Below are 18,677 nucleotides of genomic sequence, written 5' to 3'. Positions count from 1 at the left end.
CTCTTTTTTCTATATTAAATTGTAAACTGATCCATCTTTGCATTAAGCTCCTTAGCCAGCTGCTCCAACTCCTCAGCATTTTGAAGCACTTGATCCATCGAATGGGCGGATTGCTCGGTAATTGAAAATGTTTCTTCAATGCCGGCGGCAGACTCTTCGGATACAGAAGCGATATTTTCAATCGATTGATTGATGGTAATCGATTGGTTTGTTAACTGCTTCAGGCCATCCGTTACTTCCTTAATGCTGTCTGCAACATGGGTGACGGATTGTTTGATATGCTGCATAGCCTGTCCGGTGTCTGTCAGGTTTTCCGTTCCTTTTTCGACTTCTGTAAAGCTGCTTTCCAAGTACTTAATAACGGAGTGGATTTCCTGCTGTGTCCCGTTTACAATCCGGGTAATGTCCTGCACGGAATCAGAAACGCCGTCAGCCAGCTTTCTGACCTCCTCTGCCACAACGGCGAAGCCTTTGCCGCTTTCTCCAGCGCGGGCAGCTTCAATCGCGGCGTTAAGGGACAGCAAATTCGTTTGCTCGGCAATTCCGTTGATGACTTGTACGAGCTTGTTGATATCCTGAGAATGCTGTTCCAGTGATCTCACTTTATGCACGGCTTCTTGAACAATATGATGGATGGTTTTCATTTGCTGTAATGACGTAGCCATATTTTCGTTTCCGCTTACTGCGAGTTCGAGAACGTTTTGAGACGTATCGCTGATTGTGATGCCGTGATTATAGGCTTTATCAATGTTTTCAGTGAACTCATTCATCGATTCGGCAATCGTCACCGCGTCTTGGGCCTGCTGTTCAGAGCCCTCAGCCATTTCGTTCATCGTTTCAGTAATATGTTTGCTGCCGGATCTTGTTTCATTCGTTGCGGTTGCAAGCACCTGCGAAGAAGAAAGAACCCGGCTTGATATGTCTTTAGAATATCCGACAATATCTCTCAGATTCCCTACCATTTTTTGCAGCGCTTCATTCAGATCACCCAGCTCGTCTTTTGAGTTGAGCGGCTCCATATCGTTCGACAGATCGCCTTCGGCAATATGATTGGCAGATTCCTTCATGCGAATGATAGGCTTTACAATGTTTCGCGTGATATAAAGCCAGATGAAAATGCTGATGAGGATCGAAGCTGCCACAAGCAAAGCAGTGTAAATGAGCCCTTTATGATAGACGGCCTTCGTTTCTTTTACCGCTGTGTTGCTGCCTTCTTGATTTAAGTCAACAAGCTGAGTGATTGTTTTTTTCATATCCTCAAAGCTGGCCTCAGTCTGAACCAATAAACCTCTTGCTTTGTCCATGTCATTCGTGCGGCCGCTTTCGATAATTTGCGCATGAATATCCATATAGGTATTCACTTCAGTTTGAAGCTGCTCGAACAGTTTCTGCTCTTTATCAGTGGAGATCGTTTTTTCGTAGTTATCGAGCTTTTGGTTAATGTCTTCCATGATTTGATTCATTTCTTGATCAAGTGTATCCATTTTGCTTTTGTCTGTATAAATCAGAAAGTCCTTTTCTTTAGAAGACAGGTGCTCGGTTACATAATTAATTGAAGTGATTCCTTTGATGCCGTCAATCCATTTTGTGTTGATTTCATCTGTTTTTTGAATGATATGCTGCATATTAAGAACGCCTATTCCGCCTACAAGTAAATTGATCAGGATCAGTGTCAAAAATACCAGGCTGAATTTGCGGGAAATCGTCAGTCGCATATAGTGGTCTCCTTTAAAAACGTAATGTGTGGATGTACTATATATCGGCTGAGAAATCGTTTTTTCACCTGGGAAAAAATAAAAAACGGCTCTTTTCTCATCTTTGAGATCAGAGCCGTTTTAGCAATTAGTCAAGAAAGGAAGGGTCAATCCATTCAGTCGCCCATTTAGAAATCTCACCTAAAATGGGTGCTAGTGCCTTTCCTTTATCAGTCAATGAATATTCGATGCGAACCGGAGTTTCAGGGATGACATCCCGCTTCACTACTCCTTCAAGCTCAAGTTCTTTCAGCCGTTCTGACAGAACTCTGCCGCTTAGATTTGGAAGTGCTGCTTCAATTTCGCTAAATCGCTGAGACCCGTTCAAGAGCTGAAATACGATTAAAGCGACCCAGCGTTTACTTAAGATGTCGACTGCTTTTTCAAATCTAGGACACATTTCTGATTGGTTCATACTTTTCACCTCGTCTGTCACTATTATAACGCAAATAACGAGGGAGGGTATGCAAGCGTGATTGATAAAATATAGAAAGAGAAACAGGGGATTATGAGGAAGAGGCGCGTTTTTTTGCTTCTGAAGACAAAAAATCGAAGTATTTGCTGAGATTTTCAATATCCTGCTTTGAGAGATGTTCCCATTTTTGACTATTGAAAATCGGGAGGTGCTCCGCTCCGCGAGTGACAGCCGTCTGGTAAATTTCATAAACGGATTGATAGCTTTCAGATGCTTCGCGGATTTCTTCAGGAAAGGCCTGAATATGGCCTGCGGCGGCCATTAGGTTTTCGTACGGCACTTTCAGGACGGCTGCCAGTTTTTTAATCGTGGCGGGTTTTGGCGTCCCGCGTTTGCCGTTTTCAATTTTTGAAATGGTGGCCGAGCTGATGCCTGAGTACACCGCAAGCTGATTCACTGTCAGTTTGCGGGCGCGGCGCAGCTCCCGTAATTGCTGTCCGAACGGTGACATGGTCTATCGCCTCACATTTCTATCAAGAGTCAGTCATCAGCAGACCGTTTTTTGGCTTCGTCTGAAATAAACGAAAAATAATGATCCAGCATGAGCAAATCTTCTTTATTGAGATATTGCCACTTTTCGTTCTCAAGAAGCGCAAGGTTTTTCAGGTCATAGGCCTCCGCTTTTTCAAGCAGCTTGCACTTCGTTTCGTAAGGGGCCCTGGCTTCATGCACTTCTTCGATGTAACCAGCCTTGTACATAAGCCCCTCATAAGGAATTTTTAAGGCCTCTGCCAGTTTTTTGATGGTGGCAGGTTTGGGAACGCCCCGTTTTCCGTTTTCGATTCTGGAGATGCCGGCCGCGCTTACGCCTGAATAAGTCGCCAGCTGGTTGACTGTTAACTTTCTCTCTTCACGCAATGCCCGTAATTGTTCGCCAAAGCTTTCCATATATCTCACCCCGTCCCTCACTGTTACTCATATTTTAGTATGTTTATTGACTAAAGGGAATAGGTAGACTGGAAATGTATTGACAAAAGTTAACATAAGCCGTAATGTAAAAGTATAGAAAAAAGTTTTTCAGGAATGGAAGGTGAGGAAAGTGCCAGTAGAAAAGATACAGATTAGACGTGATTATGTCTTGCAGTATATGGTTAATAACGATTATTCCCTTAATCAGCTTGCGCTGGAAATCGGAGTCTCACCCGCCACACTGAGCCGCGTGCTGAATGGAGAAAGACGGCCGGGGCAGCTTGTGATCGGTAAAATGCTTCACTATTTTAATTTGAAATTTGAGGATCTTTTTTACTATGATTTTGTTGACAAAAGTCAATAAAATATAGAAAACGCAAGGAGATCCAACGTTTTCTATATTGAATGATGTGTCAGCACAAACCCTGTCACCAGCTCATTGCACGTTTTCCATTGTTTTGTCGGCAATTGATGTCCCTGATATTCCAATCTGAAAAATTCGGCATGTCTGCACGATCTTCGGTAATAGCCTGCGTTTGTAAAGGTCCAGTCCCGCAGGCCGCCATACATAAACAGCATTGGCATTTCTAGGCGGGGCAGCTGTTCAATGCAGCTGTAGCCAAGCGAATCCAGATAATACTGATGCCAATGGGCCAGGTCTGCTTTTTTCATATGGTCTGTTAATATGCTGCGAAGCTGTCTGTCTTTTGTGTGGCTGCCAGCGAGGATTTTCATGAGCAAACCGGGGTTTTTTTCAAGCAGATACATTCCCAGTTTGTGCAGCTTCTGGCCGATTACGTTATGAACAGCGGGGTAGGCGCCGGACAGAATAAGGTGTGACACTTTGTCGGGGCGGGTGAAGCCGGTATGCTGCGCGATTAAGCCTCCGGCAGAATACCCGAATAACACAGCTTTATCAATATCCAAAGCGTCCATGAATTGCGCGATCTCGTTTGCGTAATAGGAAATAGACGCTGGCTGATCGATATGATCACTATCACCGTGGCCGCTTAAATCGGGAAAAATCACCCTGAAATGCTTGGATAGAAGGCGCTGATAATAAAAAACCTTGCGTCCCATGCCCGGCGGGTGGATAAAAATGATAGGGATTCCCTGTCCATATTCTTCATAAAAAAGATGTTTCCTGCTGTCTATGCTGATAAGCGGCATCGCTTTTCTCCTTTGTCCTTTTCATATGAATAGGGTAACCAAGATAAAACGTCTTATCCGGCCTTTTGGCGTCTGATACAGCGTGACATGCCAACCCTTTTCATGTAAAATAGAAGTAATGTAGCCAGTGAGTCTGGAGGTGTATGGGATGCACGCAGTTTTGATTACCTTATTGGTTATCGTCAGCATTGCACTTATTATTGTCGTTTTGCTTCAATCCAGTAAAAGCGCCGGATTATCTGGTGCGATTTCAGGCGGAGCGGAGCAGCTCTTCGGGAAACAAAAAGCAAGAGGTCTTGATTTAATTTTGCACCGCATTACGGTAGTGCTGGCAGTCTTGTTTTTCGTGTTAACGATTGCGCTTGCTTATATCCTATAGGGCAATGTTTGTATAAGGTCTGATGTGAAGTCAGGCCTTTTTCACGTTTCTGGATGATATTCAAAACGTTTTTTTCTGATTAAACTGTGGAAAACTAAAATGATCGTGCAGATAGAAAGGGAGACATGAGCATGAAAGTTGTGACACCAAAACCATTTACATTTAAAGGCGGAGACAAAGCGGTGCTTTTGCTGCACGGCTTTACAGGCAATACAGCGGATGTAAGGATGCTGGGACGATATTTGAATGAACGCGGCTATACGTGCCACGCGCCTCAATATGAAGGACATGGCGTCCCGCCTGAAGAACTTGTACATACGGGGCCCGAAGATTGGTGGAAAAACGTAATGGATGGCTATGAATACTTAAAATCTGAAGGCTATGAGAGCATTGCGGCCTGCGGACTGTCGCTTGGCGGGGTTTTTTCGCTGAAATTGGGTTACACTGTACCCATAAAGGGAATTGTCCCAATGTGCGCACCGATGCATATTAAGAGTGAAGAGGTCATGTATCAAGGCGTTCTTTCATACGCTCGCAATTACAAAAAGTTTGAGGGGAAAAGCCCGGAGCAAATTGAAGAGGAAATGAAAGAATTCGAAAAAACGCCGATGAATACCCTCAAGGCGCTGCAAGACTTAATTGCTGATGTGCGGAATAATGTCGATATGATTTATTCACCGACATTTGTGGTGCAGGCCCGTCATGACCACATGATTAATACCGAAAGCGCCAATATTATTTACAACGAAGTGGAAACTGATGATAAACAGCTGAAATGGTACGAGGAATCAGGGCATGTCATTACACTCGACAAAGAACGTGACCTCGTCCATCAGGATGTGTATGAATTTTTAGAGAAGCTCGATTGGTAATCAACAGGAGGTCGGATAATGGAAAAAGAAGCATTTATGGAAAAGCTTCTCTCGTTTATGAAGGAAGAGGCGTACAAACCTCTGACCGTTCAGGAACTTGAGGAGATGTTAAATATTACGGAAGCCGAGGAGTTTAAAGAGCTCGTCAAAGCGTTAGTCGCCTTGGAAGAAAAAGGGCTTATCGTACGGACGAGAAGCGACCGCTACGGCATTCCGGAGAAGATGAATTTAATAAAAGGAAAGATTTCAGCCCATGCGAAAGGATTCGCCTTTTTGCTGCCTGAGGATACGTCGTTAAGTGATGTGTTTATTCCGCCTAATGAGCTAAATACGGCAATGAACGGCGATATCGTCATGGTGCGTCTGAATTCACAGTCAAGCGGCTCCAGGCAGGAAGGAACCGTCATACGGATTTTAGAAAGAGCGATTCAGCGGGTTGTCGGCACGTATACAGAAACGAGAAACTTCGGCTTTGTCATTCCAGACGACAAAAAAATCACGAGTGACATCTTCATTCCGAAAAATGGGAAAAATGGAGCTGCGGAAGGGCATAAGGTTGTTGTCAAGCTGACGAGCTATCCTGAAGGCCGCATGAACGCAGAGGGTGAGGTTGAAACCATTCTCGGCCACAAAAACGACCCGGGCATTGATATTTTATCGGTCATTCATAAGCACGGCCTGCCGGGAGAATTTCCAGCTGACGCGATGGAACAGGCATCAAGTACGCCTGACACGATTGATGAAAAAGATCTGAAAGACCGCCGTGATCTCCGTGACCAGGTGATTGTCACCATTGATGGTGCGGATGCGAAGGATTTGGATGATGCAGTTACCGTGACGAAACTTGATGATGGAAGCTACAAGCTTGGCGTTCACATAGCTGATGTCAGCCATTACGTAACCGAAAACTCGCCGATTGACAAAGAAGCGCTTGAAAGAGGGACAAGTGTGTATCTGGTTGACCGTGTCATCCCGATGATTCCGCACAGATTGTCAAACGGCATCTGCTCCTTAAATCCAAAGGTTGACCGCCTGACGCTTTCTTGTGAAATGACAATTAACAGTCAGGGACAGGTGACAGAGCACGAGATCTTCCAAAGTGTCATCAAAACAACGGAAAGAATGACATATTCAGATGTGAATAAAATTCTTGTTGATGATGATGAAGAGCTGAAGCAAAAATACGAGCCTCTTGTTCCGATGTTCAAAGACATGGAGCGCCTGGCTCAAATTCTTCGCGATAAGCGGATGGACCGCGGCGCCGTTGACTTTGATTTCAAAGAAGCAAAGGTGCTTGTTGATGACGAAGGAGCGGTTAAAGACGTTGTGATCAGAGAACGCTCTGTCGCCGAGAAGCTGATTGAAGAATTTATGCTTGTGGCAAACGAAACAGTGGCAGAGCATTTCCATTGGATGAACGTCCCGTTTATATACCGGATTCACGAAGAGCCAAATGCTGAAAAGCTGCAAAAGTTTTTAGAATTTGTGACGACATTTGGCTATGTGGTGAAAGGAACGGCGGGGAATATTCATCCGCGCGCGCTGCAAAGCATTCTGGACGCTGTGCGTGACAGACCAGAGGAAACGGTTATATCTACTGTTATGCTCCGTTCGATGAAACAGGCGAAATACGACCCGCAAAGCTTGGGGCACTTCGGTCTGTCAACGGAATTCTATACGCATTTCACATCGCCGATCCGCCGTTACCCGGACTTAATCGTTCACCGTCTGATCCGAACGTATTTGATCAACGGCAAAGTCGATGAAGCGACACAGGAAAAGTGGGCTGAACGCCTGCCGGATATCGCCGAACATACATCATCAATGGAGCGCCGTGCAGTTGACGCCGAGCGTGAGACGGATGATCTGAAAAAAGCGGAATACATGCTTGATAAAATCGGTGAAGAGTTTGACGGCATGATCAGCTCTGTGACAAACTTCGGAATGTTCGTCGAGCTGCCGAATACAATTGAAGGACTCGTCCATGTCAGCTTTATGACAGATGACTACTACCGCTTTGACGAACAGCATTTCGCAATGATTGGCGAGCGGACAGGCAACGTCTTCCGCATCGGGGATGAAATCACAGTCAAGGTTGTCGATGTCAATAAAGATGAGCGCAATATCGACTTTGAAATTGTCGGCATGAAGGGCACTCCGCGGCGTCCGAGAGAATTGGACAGCAGCCGGAGCAGAAAACGCGGAAAGCCTGCCAGAAAACGTGTTCAAAGCACCAATACACCTGTTTCTCCAGCTCCGTCTGAGGAAAAAGGGGAGTGGTTCACTAAGCCGAAGAAGAAAAAGAAAAAACGCGGCTTCCAGAATGCTCCGAAACAGAAACGGAAAAAGAAGAAATAGCAGCTCAACCAGCAAATAGGGTCGCAGCGCTCTATTTGCTTTCTTTCGGAAACAGCTTTTCATTGTAGCGGTACGTGACATTTGGTAAAATAGAGCGTATCGCAAAAGGTGGACAGTTTTTCCTTAGAGAGAGGAGGTTCTGGCATGCCAAAAGGGTCAGGAAAAGTATTATCTCAAAATAAGAAAGCCAACCACGATTATTTTATAGAAGAAACCTATGAAACAGGCATCGTTCTGCAAGGAACCGAAATCAAATCGATTCGCGCCGGCCGCGTAAACCTTAAAGATTCCTTCGCCAAAATCGAACGGGGAGAAGTGTTTCTCCACAATATGCACGTCAGCCCATATGAGCAGGGAAACCGCTATAACCACGATCCGCTCCGGACAAGAAAGCTGTTAATGCACCGCAAGGAGATTAATAAGCTGATCGGGTTAACAAAGGAAAAAGGCTATTCTCTCGTTCCGCTGAAGCTGTATTTAAAAAACGGCTTTGCCAAAGTGCTTCTCGGCCTTGGAAAAGGGAAGAAGAACTATGACAAACGGGAAGACCTGAAGCGCAAGGACGCGAAGCGGGAAATCGAAAGAGCGTTCAGAGACAGTCAAAAAGGCTTCTAAAGGCATAGTGCTTGATTCGAAAATCAGGCCTGTGCTATACTGTGTTCACGATCAGATCACGACGCCATTCATTTGAAGGATTTGACAATTGAAAAGAGCCGTGATCATGTTATAATAAGACTATAGCCAGTTTGAGTGAGAGCTTGATATTTTCTCCCGTATTTCCCTTATACCAAGGGGACGTTACGGATTCGACAGGGATGGATCGAGCTTGAGCTGCGAGCCGAGAGGCGATCTCGTAAACACGCACTTAAATATAACTGGCAAAACTAACAGTTTTAACCAAAACGTAGCATTAGCTGCCTAATAAGCGCAGCGAGCTCTTCCTGACATTGCCTATGTGTCTGTGAAGAGCACATCCAAGTAGGCTACGCTTGCGTTCCTGTCTGAGAACGTAAGAAGAGATGAACAGACTAGCTCTCGGAAGGCCCGCCCGCAGGCAAGAAGATGAGTGAAACCATAAATATGCAGGCTACGCTCGTAGACGCTTAAGTAATCGATGTTTCTGGACGTGGGTTCGACTCCCACCGTCTCCATACATACTGACAATAAAGCAGAACCTCTCAAGAGGTTCTGCTTTATTTATTCTCCAAACCACAGGCACCAAAAAGTGCGTACTTCCATTTCAATCCCAGCTGTTTCATACTGATTGCAGAGCAGATGTTTCACCAATCAGATTTCTGTCAATAAATAAGAGGAATCAAAAACGGAGGGATGAATAATGAAGCTGAATTTACAAGGAAAAACCGCACTGGTGACCGGTTCGACATCTGGGATCGGAAAAGCTATTGCCTCTTCGTTAGCTGAAGAAGGTGCGGCAGTGATCATTAACGGACGCCGGGAAGAGAAAGTGAATCAGACGATAGATGAACTGAAAACACAACATGCTGAAGCGGTTCTTTATCCGGCTGCATTTGATTTGGGAACAGAAGAAGGCTGCAATGAGCTGTTTCAGGCATATCCAGAGGTTGATATTTTGGTCAACAATTTAGGGATTTTTGAACCGGCGGAGTACTTTGATATTCCCGACGATGAATGGTTTCGTTTTTTTGAAGTGAATATTATGAGCGGTGTAAGGCTGACACGCAGGTATTTGCATAACATGATAGAGAAAAAGGAAGGGCGTGTGATTTTCATTGCCAGTGAAGCGGCGATTATGCCGTCACAGGAAATGGCGCATTACAGTGCGACAAAAACGATGCAGCTGTCCATTTCCCGCAGTTTGGCGGAGCTGGCAACCGGCACGAATGTCACAGTCAACACCGTCATGCCGGGCTCTACCTTAACAGAGGGTGTGGAAACCATGCTGAACTCGCTGTATCCTGGTGAAAACCTGACTGTTCAAGAAGCTGAGGCACGTTTTATGAAAGAAAACCGGCCGACATCTATTATTCAAAGACTGATCCGTCCGGAAGAAATCGCCCACTTCGTTACATTTTTAAGCAGCCCGCTTTCCTCTGCGATCAATGGTGCGGCACTTCGGGCGGACGGCGGTTTGGTCCGCAGTGTCTTTTAAACCTCTCCCAACAGGAGAGGTTTTTTATATATTGTTGATTTCCATAAATTTCTGCCGTATAATATTGGTACCTAAATAGTTTTCTTGGTACCGAAAGCGGGGGATTAATGTGGAAAAAAGAATTATGGCGGAAACCATCCGGCTGATTAAGCAGAAAGGATTTTCATTTACGATGAATGATTTGGCGGCAGCGCTGGGAACGAGCAAGCGGACGCTCTATGCATATTATTCATCTAAAGATCAGCTTGTTGAGGCGGTTGTCGAACAATTTATAGCTGAAATGAAGCAAATAGAAAGAGACATCTATGAAAATGAAAGTTTAAATGTGCTTGAAAAGGTGAAAAAAATGCTGATCAGCCTTCCACAGGGGATGGAACTGCTGAACATGGGATTATTAAATGAACTAAAGAAATACCATTACGATGCGTGGCTTACATTAGACACGTTTATTAAGGCAGAATGGGCCATTGTCCTAGCATTATTAAACGAGTGCAAACAGCAAAAGAGAATCAGAAACATCAATCCGGACCTGTTTGTTCACATGTATATAGGGAGCATCAATCAAGTGTATGACCCTGAATATCCGCTGAAACATCAGTTCACGACAGGAGAGGTGCTTGAATCAATTGTAGATGTTTTGTTTAACGGTATAACAGCTGATGAGGAGGCTGATGCGACATGAATTGGGTGTTTCTATGCTCGGCGATTTTGTTTGAGGTTGCGGGAACGGTCAGCATGAAGCTATCGTCCGGTTTTACAAAGCTTATTCCCAGTTTGCTGTTGATTTTCTTTTATGGAGGGAGTCTTTTCTTTCTGACGCTTACGCTTAAATCCATTGATGTATCTGTTGCTTATGCTGTATGGTCAGGGATGGGAATTGTCCTGATTACAGTCGTTGGTTTTTTGTTTTTTCAAGAACATGTGAGTGTCATGAAAGTCATTTCAATTGGATTGATTATTGCCGGTGTTGTGTCTTTAAACCTGATCGAGCATGCTGCGGTGTCTGAGCCGGTACATAAAAGCGGGCAGTACAAATGAGATATATGAAGCTGTTTTTTCTCGTGACTGATATCGGTTTTATCTTGTACTGGCTGTCAGCCGGATTTTCGCTCATACCGGAAAGCTGGGCTTTTAAACATCATGACCATCCGTTTATGATCGCTTGGAACTGGTCTTTTTTTCCGCTGGATATCCTGATTTCTGTCACAGGGTTGTACAGCTTGTACCTACAGCGGGTGAATCGAGCTGACTGGAAGCTGATGGCGCTGATTTCTCTTGTGCTGACCTGTTGTTCAGGTCTGCAGGCGCTATCATTCTGGACATTCAGCAGTGACTTTGATCTTGTGTGGTGGCTGTTTAATGGGTATCTATTGATTTATCCTTTATTTTTTATTCACCTGCTCTTGAAGGAAGGCAGAAGGACAAAACAGTCCTGACAGGTGCCGCTTTTATAATAAACTGATGTAATGAAGCAGAGACGGTATAAGTCTCTGTTTTTTTATCGTGCGCACCAATTGAGAAGCTAACCGCGTTTTTGGGCATACTAAAGCGAAGAAACGGGAAAAGTTCTACACATTCATTGAAAAGGATTTTGTCAAATGAACAAAACTGCTGCGAACAATCAAAGAATCATGCCTATCGTGAAGGATGCCTTTCGCATTCATGCAAATCCATTTCCTTGGAAAAAGGCTATCGGATCAGGTTTCGCTTCAGGGTTTCCTGTGCTGGTCGGTGCATTGGCAGGTCACACGGATTACGGATTAATTGCAAGTATCGGAGGCTTTGTTTATTTATATGCGGGCGGTGAATCGTACAAAAAGCGCGCCTTGAAGCTGCTCTTGGTTTCTATTGGGATCGCCCTCTCATTTGGTTTAGGGACGCTTTTGTCCGGGATGCTTTGGATGATGGCGGCTGTTTTGGGGCTGATCGGTGCAGCGGCGATGTTTATTTTTAGCGCGCTCGGCATTCAAGGCCCTGCGCCGATGTTTTTTGTCCTTGCCTTTTTAGTCAGTTCCGGGCTGCCGGCCGATCCTTCACAAGCGCTGTTCAGAGCGGGACTGACGTTTCTCGGCGGCATTTTCGCCATGGGTATCGCTTTAATCGGCTGGTTATGGAACAAACATGGACCGGAGGGAGCGGTGCTGCAAAAAACATATCATCAGCTGGCTGCATGTCTTTCAGCCGTCGGAACGCCAGGTTTTCATAACGCACAGCATCAGACGGTGCTCATGCTTAGAACAGCCCGCCAAACGGTTCTTGGGAAAGGGAACAGACGGAAAAAATCGCGGCATGATGAACGATTTTTTCGCCTCCTTGAGAAAGCTGACGACATATTTATTGCCATTATTCATTTTTCAGCTGAAACGCCGGACAGAGAGACCGCGCAGATTGAAAAGGCACTTCGCCAAACCGGAGATATGCTTGCGAATGCACGGGTTTTCAATACGTTTCAGATTAATGAAAATGAATCTGAGCCTAGGCGGAAGCTGTTTGAAGAAATCAATGAGGTTTTGTATATCGCTTCAGGACGTTTTGATAAGCAGCTTGACGGGGAACCAAGCCGCCTGCCATCCTCTTTTTACTTTTTGAGAAATGCCTTTGACTGGAAGTCTCCAGTTTTGATTAGAGCGTTAAAGTACGGAATTGTTCTGTTTGCCGCCGATATGTTTGCCCTCGCATTCGGCTTTGCACGTTCCTATTGGATTCCGCTTTCGGCAGCAGCGGTCATGCTTGGCACTACTGTTGTTTTTACGCTTCACAGGGCTATTCAGCGTTCGGCCGGAACGGTGATCGGTGTTATACTGGCAGGCGCAATCCTGTTTTTTAAGCCGGGCGGTGTTTATATTGCGTTTTGTATTGCAGCGCTGCAATGTCTTCTTGAGATGCTGATCGTCCGCAATTATGCGCTGGCTGTTCCCTTTTTAACCGCAAATGCGCTTGTTATCACAGAAAGTATGCATGGCGGCGCGGGCGCCGGTTATTTTATGATAGCGAGGCTGACTGATGTAGCTGTCGGCAGCGTGATCGGGCTGTTGGGGACAATACTTTTGTGGCGGCGGTTTTCAACGAAGCGACTGCCTGAACTGATGAGGAACGTCATCCGGCTGGAAGGGCAGTTTATGGAGAAACTGTTAACCGGGCAGAATGCCGACGAACACAAGTTAAGGGTGAGTCTTGTCAGGCTTCGGGATGCGTATGACAAGGTCCTTGGAGAGTTTCCTCATGCGAATGCGGAGGCGCTCTGGCCTGCCATTTCCGGTGCTCAGCACTTAGGGTACTATTTGCTTTCGGCCCAAGCTCACCGCCGTCCGCCTGCTCCGTTTTCTGATGAAGAGATCAACCAGCTGCGGGCGTTTTTTGAACAGGCTGAGCAATCCTTTATCATGAAAAGGATGCCTGCGGATATTCAAGTGCCGCATGTCCCTCATTATCCTCGAATCAGTAAAGAACTGTCCGCGCTGTATTCCGGCTTGAGAACAGCTTTTGAAAAGAAAGCTGTTTGGAAAGTTAAATAATCTTTAATTCGAGATGTTTTACTTGAAAGTAAATTTCTTTGTCTCTATAATAAAGTCTAAGAGAGACAGAATAATCATTATGCATCTGTATGATAATAATTGATGTGTGATTTTTAAAAACGAAAGGGCTGGTAAAAATGGCAAAAGTATTATATATCACTGCTCATCCGCATGACGAAGCAACTTCGTACAGTATGGCAACAGGTAAAGCATTTATCGAATCTTACAAAGAAGCGAATCCAAATGATGAAGTTGTACATATCGATTTGTACAAAGAAAACATCCCGCACATTGACGCAGATGTATTTAGCGGATGGGGAAAGCTTCAGTCAGGTACAGGCTTTGAAGAGCTTTCTGAAAGCGAAAAAGCGAAAGTAGGCCGTTTGGGAGAGCTTAGCGATCAATTTGCATCAGCTGATAAGTACGTATTTGTTACTCCTTTATGGAACTTCTCATTCCCGCCAGTGATGAAAGCGTATCTCGATTCTGTTGCTGTTGCAGGAAAATCATTCAAATACACAGAACAAGGTCCTGTCGGCTTGTTGACTGATAAAAAAGCAATTCATATCCAAGCGCGCGGCGGCTACTATTCAGAAGGCCCTGCGGCTGAGATGGAAATGGGGCACCGCTACATCGGCATCATGATGAACTTCTTCGGCGTACCATCATTCGATGGCATTTTCGTAGAGGGACATAATGCGGAGCCTGATAAAGCACAGCAAATCAAAGAAGACGCGATTGCGCGTGCGAAAGAAGCAGGAAAAACATTCTAATGAAAAAGCCTCCCCTTATTTGGGGAGGCTTTTGTTTTAGTGCTCCAGCATAATGGTTCGTTTCTCTTTACTGCTTTTCATCGCGGCTTCAATGATGCGGATGACATTAATACCTTCCTCAGCAGTGACTGGCAGCGCAGCACCTTTCCGTATGCTTTCCGCTATTTTGCGGTAATAAGTAAGGTAGGAGCCATTTACTGATGGGATCGTTTCTGTTTTTTTGTCGGAGCCACGAATGGTTGTAAGCTGTCCGTAAAACTCCGGATCATCTGCACCCCAGCTGTCATCCTCTGGTTTTCTTCCCGCTCTGAGTGCGTCTTCCTGTCCGTCAATTCCGTATTTGATAAAGCTGGAATCTTTTCCATGGATTTGATAACGAGGTCCGTTTGCCGGAACGATTGATCCTCCGTATAGAATGGCTTGAAGCTTGCCATAATCCAGGGTTAAATGAAAATAGTCAACCGTTTCGGCATTTTCCCGCTGGGCCATCACGTTTGCAGTCACGGCTTTAGGCATCCCAAACAAATGCAGGGTTTGGTCTATGATGTGGGAGCCGAGATCATACAGCGTACCAGTGGCAATGCCTTCTTTTTCCCGCCACCGCGCTTGAACTTCAGGTCTGTAGCGGTCATAGGAAACTTGATATGTATTGATATCTTCAAGAGATCCCTCAGAGATCAGCTTTTTAATCGTTAAAAAGTCGTTATCCCAGCGTCGGTTATGATATACGCTTAATAATACGCCTTTTTCATCGGCAGCCCTTTTTAATGTTTCCCCCTCTTCGGCCGTTGCTGTCATTGGTTTTTCCATCACAACATGTTTTCCGGCCTGTATGCATGCCATAGCATGCTCGTAATGAAGGCCGCTCGGGGTGGTGACAATGACAAGCTCAATGGCAGGGTCATTTGTGATTTCCTCAAGCTCATGTACAACCTCAGCATCTGGAAAATCCCGTTTCACTTCTTCTGTCCGAGATGTCATGATTTTGCTGATTTGATATTCATCCAGAACATCCAGCAGCGGCCCGTGAAAAACAGAACCGGACAATCCGTATCCTAATATTCCAACCTTGATCGCATCCACTTTTCTTCTCCCCTTTAAAAGCGTTATCAACAGAAGTATATACCCTCCTGATCAAATGGTAAAACCTAACTGATTCATTTTTTGCATCGGCATGCTTAGACAACCGTTTGGACAATCAGTATAATGGGAATTAATATCATTAAACAGAGGTGTACGCATGGAAAAGCATAACGAACATAAAACATTAAACCATAAAAGCTCGAAAGAAAAGGATCAGATTACAAACCGGCTTAAGCGGATTGAGGGCCAGGTCAGAGGCATTCAAAACATGGTGGAAAACGACAGATATTGTGTAGATATTCTTGTGCAAATTTCAGCTGTTCAGGCGGCAATGAAAAATGTGGCGCTTCATTTGCTTGAGGATCATGCCCATCATTGTGTAGCAGATGCCATCAAAAGCGGAGACGGGGAACAGGCCATTTCTGAGCTTTTGGACGTATTTAAAAAGTTCACAAAATCATAAAGCGTTTTTTTATTGTAATACCCTATGGGGGTATGGTAGGATAAAAATACAAAGAATAAACAGGAGGAATTAATATGGAACAAAAAACATTGCAAGTTGAAGGAATGTCTTGTCAGCACTGCGTCAAAGCAGTAGAAACAAGCGTAGGAGAACTGGACGGCGTCAGTGCCGTTCATGTCAATCTGGAAGCGGGTAAAGTCGATGTTTCGTTTGATGCTGACAAAGTATCAGTCAAAGATATTGCGGATGCGATAGAAGATCAGGGCTATGACGTAGCCAAGTGATTCAAGGTATCGCGCCTTTAGGGAGGCGCGATATTTCTTTCATTTTTATATACCCCCCAGGCGTATATAAAGGAGTGAGTATGTTGAGTGAACAAAAGGAAATCGCGATGCAGGTCTCTGGTATGACCTGTGCGGCATGTGCTGCCAGAATTGAAAAAGGCCTGAAGCGGATGCCCGGTGTCACGGATGCCAATGTTAATCTGGCAACGGAAACATCAAATGTAATCTACGATCCTGCTGAAACAGGGACTGCAGCGATTCAAGAAAAAATAGAAAAGCTGGGCTATCACGTTGTTACAGAAAAAGCTGAATTCGATATTGAAGGCATGACCTGTGCGGCTTGCGCCAATCGGATTGAAAAACGGCTTAACAAAATAGAAGGCGTCGCAAATGCACCAGTAAACTTCGCATTAGAAACAGTTACGGTCGAATACAATCCAAAAGAAGCGTCTGTCGGCGATTTGAAAGAAGCGGTAGATAAGCTTGGATATAAGCTAAAGTTGAAGGGTGAACAGGACAGTGAGGCTGCTGCTGCTAAAAAGAAAGAAGAACGGAAGCAAACGGCGAGACTGATTTTTTCAGCTGTCCTGTCATTTCCATTGCTTTGGGCGATGGTGAGCCATTTTACATTTACATCATTCATTTGGGTACCCGATATATTTCTCAATCCGTGGATGCAATTTGCGCTGGCGACACCAGTCCAATTTCTGATCGGCTGGCCGTTTTATGTGGGTGCTTATAAGGCGCTCAGAAATAAAAGCGCCAATATGGATGTATTGGTCGCCCTCGGTACGACGGCTGCTTACGCTTATAGTCTTTATCTTACTTTTCAAAGCATTGGCTCTCACGGGCATACAGACGGCCTTTATTATGAAACGAGCGCGATTTTGCTGACGCTGATTTTATTAGGCAAGTTGTTTGAAACAAAAGCAAAAGGCCGTTCCTCGGATGCGATTAAAAAGCTGATGAAGCTTCAAGCGAAAACAGCTACTGTTGTAAGAGACGGACAGGAGCAAATCATCCCGATCGACGAAGTGCTTGTTAATGACATTGTTTACGTCAAACCTGGCGAACGAATTCCTGTCGACGGAGAAGTGGTTGAAGGCCGCTCAGCAGTTGACGAATCGATGATTACAGGAGAAAGTCTTCCTGTTGACAAAAATCCTGGTGACAGCGTGACAGGTTCAACCGTTAACGCAAACGGTTTCCTGAAAATTAAAGCTGTCAACGTCGGAAAGGATACTGCGCTTTCTCATATCATCAAAATTGTTGAGGAAGCACAAGGGTCAAAAGCGCCGATCCAGCGTCTCGCTGACCAGATTTCAGGCATTTTTGTGCCCATTGTATTGGGGATTGCCGTTCTCACTTTTCTCATTTGGTATCTTTGGGCGGCTCCTGGCGATTTTGCCGAAGCGATCAGCAAGTTCATTGCGGTTCTTGTCATTGCCTGTCCTTGCGCCCTCGGTCTTGCCACTCCGACAAGCATAATGGCTGGATCTGGACGCGCTGCTGAATTCGGGATTTTATTTAAAGGCGGCGAGCATTTAGAAAAAACACATCGTCTCGATACCATTGTTCTTGATAAAACCGGAACCGTGACAAACGGGAAGCCGCGTCTGACGGATGCCATTCCATTCGGCCGTTTTGAAGAAAAAGATTTGCTTCAATTTGCAGCGGCAGCGGAAACGGGATCAGAGCATCCGCTTGGCGAAGCGATTATTGCTGGCGTGAAAGATAAAGGGCTTGAGATACCGAAGCTTACCCGCTTTGAAGCAAAAGTCGGCGCAGGCATTTTGGCTGAAGCCGGAGGAAAAAGCATTCTCGTCGGCACAAGAAAATTAATGGAGAGCGAACAGGTTGAGCATGGGGGTCTTCTCGCCCAAATGGAAGAGCTAGAGGCAGAAGGGAAAACAGTTATGCTTGTATCCATTGATGGAGAAGCAGCGGGGCTAGTAGCAGTTGCAGATACGATTAAGGATACGTCGCGAAAGGCTGTTGCCCGTCTGAAAGAGTTGGGTCTTGATGTCATCATGATGACAGGAGACAATCGCAGAACCGCAGAAGCCATCGCGAAGGAAGCGGGAATTACGAATATCATTGCGGAAGTCCTTCCTGAACAAAAGGCAGCAGAAATTGCCCGCTTGCAAAAAGAAGGCCGCCAGACAGCAATGGTAGGCGACGGAATTAACGATGCGCCGGCGCTTGCCACAGCTGACATCGGCATGGCGATTGGAACTGGCACGGACATTGCCATGGAAACAGCAGACATTACACTGATTCGCGGCGATCTGAACAGTATTGCCGACGCAATCCGCATGAGCAGATTGACAATGAAAAACATTAAACAAAATTTATTCTGGGCGCTTGGCTATAACAGCCTCGGCATCCCAATCGCAGCACTTGGATTTTTAGCACCGTGGATAGCAGGAGCAGCAATGGCATTCAGCTCCGTTTCCGTTGTTCTGAATGCTCTTCGTCTGCAAAAAGTAAAATGAAAAACCGGCTATATGC

General features: G+C 45.3%; 20 protein-coding genes and 1 other RNA gene. 15 read left to right on the top strand and 6 right to left on the bottom strand.

The window, feature by feature from the left end:
- Nucleotides 1-14: 14 nt before the first annotated feature.
- The 4 genes from NSQ12_RS17915 to rghR form a co-directional block, all read right to left on the bottom strand.
- Nucleotides 15-1,715, bottom strand: a complete 1,701-nt coding sequence (locus NSQ12_RS17915; RefSeq protein WP_110109478.1) for a methyl-accepting chemotaxis protein — start codon at nucleotides 1,713-1,715, stop codon at nucleotides 15-17.
- Between the two features lie 127 nt (nucleotides 1,716-1,842).
- Nucleotides 1,843-2,169, bottom strand: coding sequence for a catDE operon transcriptional regulator CatR (catR, locus tag NSQ12_RS17910; RefSeq protein ID WP_003242888.1), 327 nt, complete (start codon nucleotides 2,167-2,169; stop codon nucleotides 1,843-1,845).
- 91 nt (nucleotides 2,170-2,260) lie between these two features.
- A complete protein-coding gene (locus NSQ12_RS17905) occupies nucleotides 2,261-2,680 on the bottom strand; it encodes a helix-turn-helix transcriptional regulator (protein WP_014480905.1) in 420 nt (139 codons plus the stop codon).
- 29 nt (nucleotides 2,681-2,709) lie between these two features.
- Nucleotides 2,710-3,117 (bottom strand): transcriptional repressor RghR, encoded by a 408-nt coding sequence (gene rghR / locus NSQ12_RS17900; RefSeq protein WP_003220034.1) that lies wholly within the window; start codon nucleotides 3,115-3,117, stop codon nucleotides 2,710-2,712.
- Nucleotides 3,118-3,268: 151 nt separating this feature from the next.
- On the opposite strand from rghR, the gene NSQ12_RS17895 reads away from it, so the two are divergent.
- Nucleotides 3,269-3,502, top strand: a complete 234-nt coding sequence (locus tag NSQ12_RS17895; protein WP_009968172.1) for a helix-turn-helix transcriptional regulator — start codon at nucleotides 3,269-3,271, stop codon at nucleotides 3,500-3,502.
- A 32-nt stretch (nucleotides 3,503-3,534) separates the two neighbouring features.
- On the opposite strand, the gene NSQ12_RS17890 is transcribed toward NSQ12_RS17895, so the two are convergent.
- On the bottom strand, nucleotides 3,535-4,308 hold the full coding sequence (locus NSQ12_RS17890; RefSeq protein WP_088326963.1) for an alpha/beta hydrolase: 774 nt from the start codon (nucleotides 4,306-4,308) through the stop codon (nucleotides 3,535-3,537).
- Nucleotides 4,309-4,456: 148 nt separating this feature from the next.
- Here NSQ12_RS17890 and secG point away from each other — a divergent pair, with 148 nt between their 5' ends.
- From secG to azoRB, 11 genes are all read left to right on the top strand, one after another.
- Nucleotides 4,457-4,687, top strand: a complete 231-nt coding sequence (gene secG / locus NSQ12_RS17885; protein WP_003220028.1) for a preprotein translocase subunit SecG — start codon at nucleotides 4,457-4,459, stop codon at nucleotides 4,685-4,687.
- A gap of 131 nt (nucleotides 4,688-4,818) precedes the next feature.
- Nucleotides 4,819-5,559: a carboxylesterase gene (locus NSQ12_RS17880; protein ID WP_003242610.1), complete on the top strand. Its 741-nt coding sequence runs from the start codon at nucleotides 4,819-4,821 to the stop codon at nucleotides 5,557-5,559.
- An 18-nt stretch (nucleotides 5,560-5,577) separates the two neighbouring features.
- Nucleotides 5,578-7,917, top strand: coding sequence for a ribonuclease R (gene rnr, locus NSQ12_RS17875; RefSeq protein ID WP_003228386.1), 2,340 nt, complete (start codon nucleotides 5,578-5,580; stop codon nucleotides 7,915-7,917).
- Nucleotides 7,918-8,061: 144 nt separating this feature from the next.
- Nucleotides 8,062-8,532, top strand: a complete 471-nt coding sequence (smpB, locus tag NSQ12_RS17870; RefSeq protein WP_003220025.1) for an SsrA-binding protein — start codon at nucleotides 8,062-8,064, stop codon at nucleotides 8,530-8,532.
- Nucleotides 8,533-8,708: 176 nt separating this feature from the next.
- Nucleotides 8,709-9,071: a transfer-messenger RNA gene (ssrA, locus tag NSQ12_RS17865) on the top strand.
- Between the two features lie 182 nt (nucleotides 9,072-9,253).
- Nucleotides 9,254-10,048: an SDR family oxidoreductase gene (locus tag NSQ12_RS17860; protein WP_003228388.1), complete on the top strand. Its 795-nt coding sequence runs from the start codon at nucleotides 9,254-9,256 to the stop codon at nucleotides 10,046-10,048.
- Nucleotides 10,049-10,157: 109 nt separating this feature from the next.
- Nucleotides 10,158-10,730 carry a TetR/AcrR family transcriptional regulator gene (locus NSQ12_RS17855; protein ID WP_003228390.1) on the top strand — a complete coding sequence of 191 codons (573 nt, stop codon included), beginning with the start codon at nucleotides 10,158-10,160 and terminating at the stop codon, nucleotides 10,728-10,730.
- On the top strand, nucleotides 10,727-11,086 hold the full coding sequence (locus NSQ12_RS17850; RefSeq protein ID WP_017695156.1) for a multidrug efflux SMR transporter: 360 nt from the start codon (nucleotides 10,727-10,729) through the stop codon (nucleotides 11,084-11,086). Before NSQ12_RS17855 ends, NSQ12_RS17850 begins: the two co-directional genes overlap by 4 nt.
- Complete coding sequence (locus NSQ12_RS17845; RefSeq protein ID WP_003242541.1) at nucleotides 11,083-11,484, top strand: YvaD family protein; 402 nt, start codon at nucleotides 11,083-11,085, stop codon at nucleotides 11,482-11,484. The genes NSQ12_RS17850 and NSQ12_RS17845 overlap by 4 nt, the downstream gene beginning before the upstream one ends.
- 162 nt (nucleotides 11,485-11,646) lie before the next feature.
- Complete coding sequence (locus NSQ12_RS17840) at nucleotides 11,647-13,563, top strand: FUSC family protein (protein WP_088326957.1); 1,917 nt, start codon at nucleotides 11,647-11,649, stop codon at nucleotides 13,561-13,563.
- 137 nt (nucleotides 13,564-13,700) lie between these two features.
- On the top strand, nucleotides 13,701-14,336 hold the full coding sequence (gene azoRB / locus NSQ12_RS17835; RefSeq protein ID WP_003243587.1) for an FMN-dependent NADH-azoreductase AzoRB: 636 nt from the start codon (nucleotides 13,701-13,703) through the stop codon (nucleotides 14,334-14,336).
- Between the two features lie 36 nt (nucleotides 14,337-14,372).
- On the opposite strand, the gene iolW is transcribed toward azoRB, so the two are convergent.
- Entirely contained in the window at nucleotides 14,373-15,449 is a 1,077-nt protein-coding gene (gene iolW, locus NSQ12_RS17830) for a scyllo-inositol 2-dehydrogenase (protein ID WP_219912780.1), read from the bottom strand.
- A gap of 127 nt (nucleotides 15,450-15,576) precedes the next feature.
- On the opposite strand from iolW, the gene csoR reads away from it, so the two are divergent.
- The 3 genes from csoR (at nucleotide 15,577) to copA (ending at nucleotide 18,661) form a co-directional block, all read left to right on the top strand.
- Nucleotides 15,577-15,882 carry a copper-sensing transcriptional repressor CsoR gene (gene csoR / locus NSQ12_RS17825; RefSeq protein WP_003228404.1) on the top strand — a complete coding sequence of 102 codons (306 nt, stop codon included), beginning with the start codon at nucleotides 15,577-15,579 and terminating at the stop codon, nucleotides 15,880-15,882.
- Nucleotides 15,883-15,956: 74 nt separating this feature from the next.
- Nucleotides 15,957-16,166, top strand: a complete 210-nt coding sequence (gene copZ, locus NSQ12_RS17820; protein ID WP_003244260.1) for a copper chaperone CopZ — start codon at nucleotides 15,957-15,959, stop codon at nucleotides 16,164-16,166.
- Nucleotides 16,167-16,249: 83 nt separating this feature from the next.
- The gene (copA, locus tag NSQ12_RS17815; protein WP_339175282.1) at nucleotides 16,250-18,661 is read left to right on the top strand and encodes a copper-exporting P-type ATPase CopA; all 2,412 of its coding nucleotides are present in this window, start codon (nucleotides 16,250-16,252) and stop codon (nucleotides 18,659-18,661) included.
- Nucleotides 18,662-18,677: the final 16 nt, after the last annotated feature.

Origin of the sequence: Bacillus sp. PS95 (assembly GCF_037963565.1) — a bacterium.
GTDB classification, from domain to species: Bacteria; Bacillota; Bacilli; order Bacillales; family Bacillaceae; genus Bacillus; species Bacillus subtilis.
Note: the sequence above shows the minus strand (reverse complement) of the source record. Positions and strands in the feature narration are given on the sequence as shown.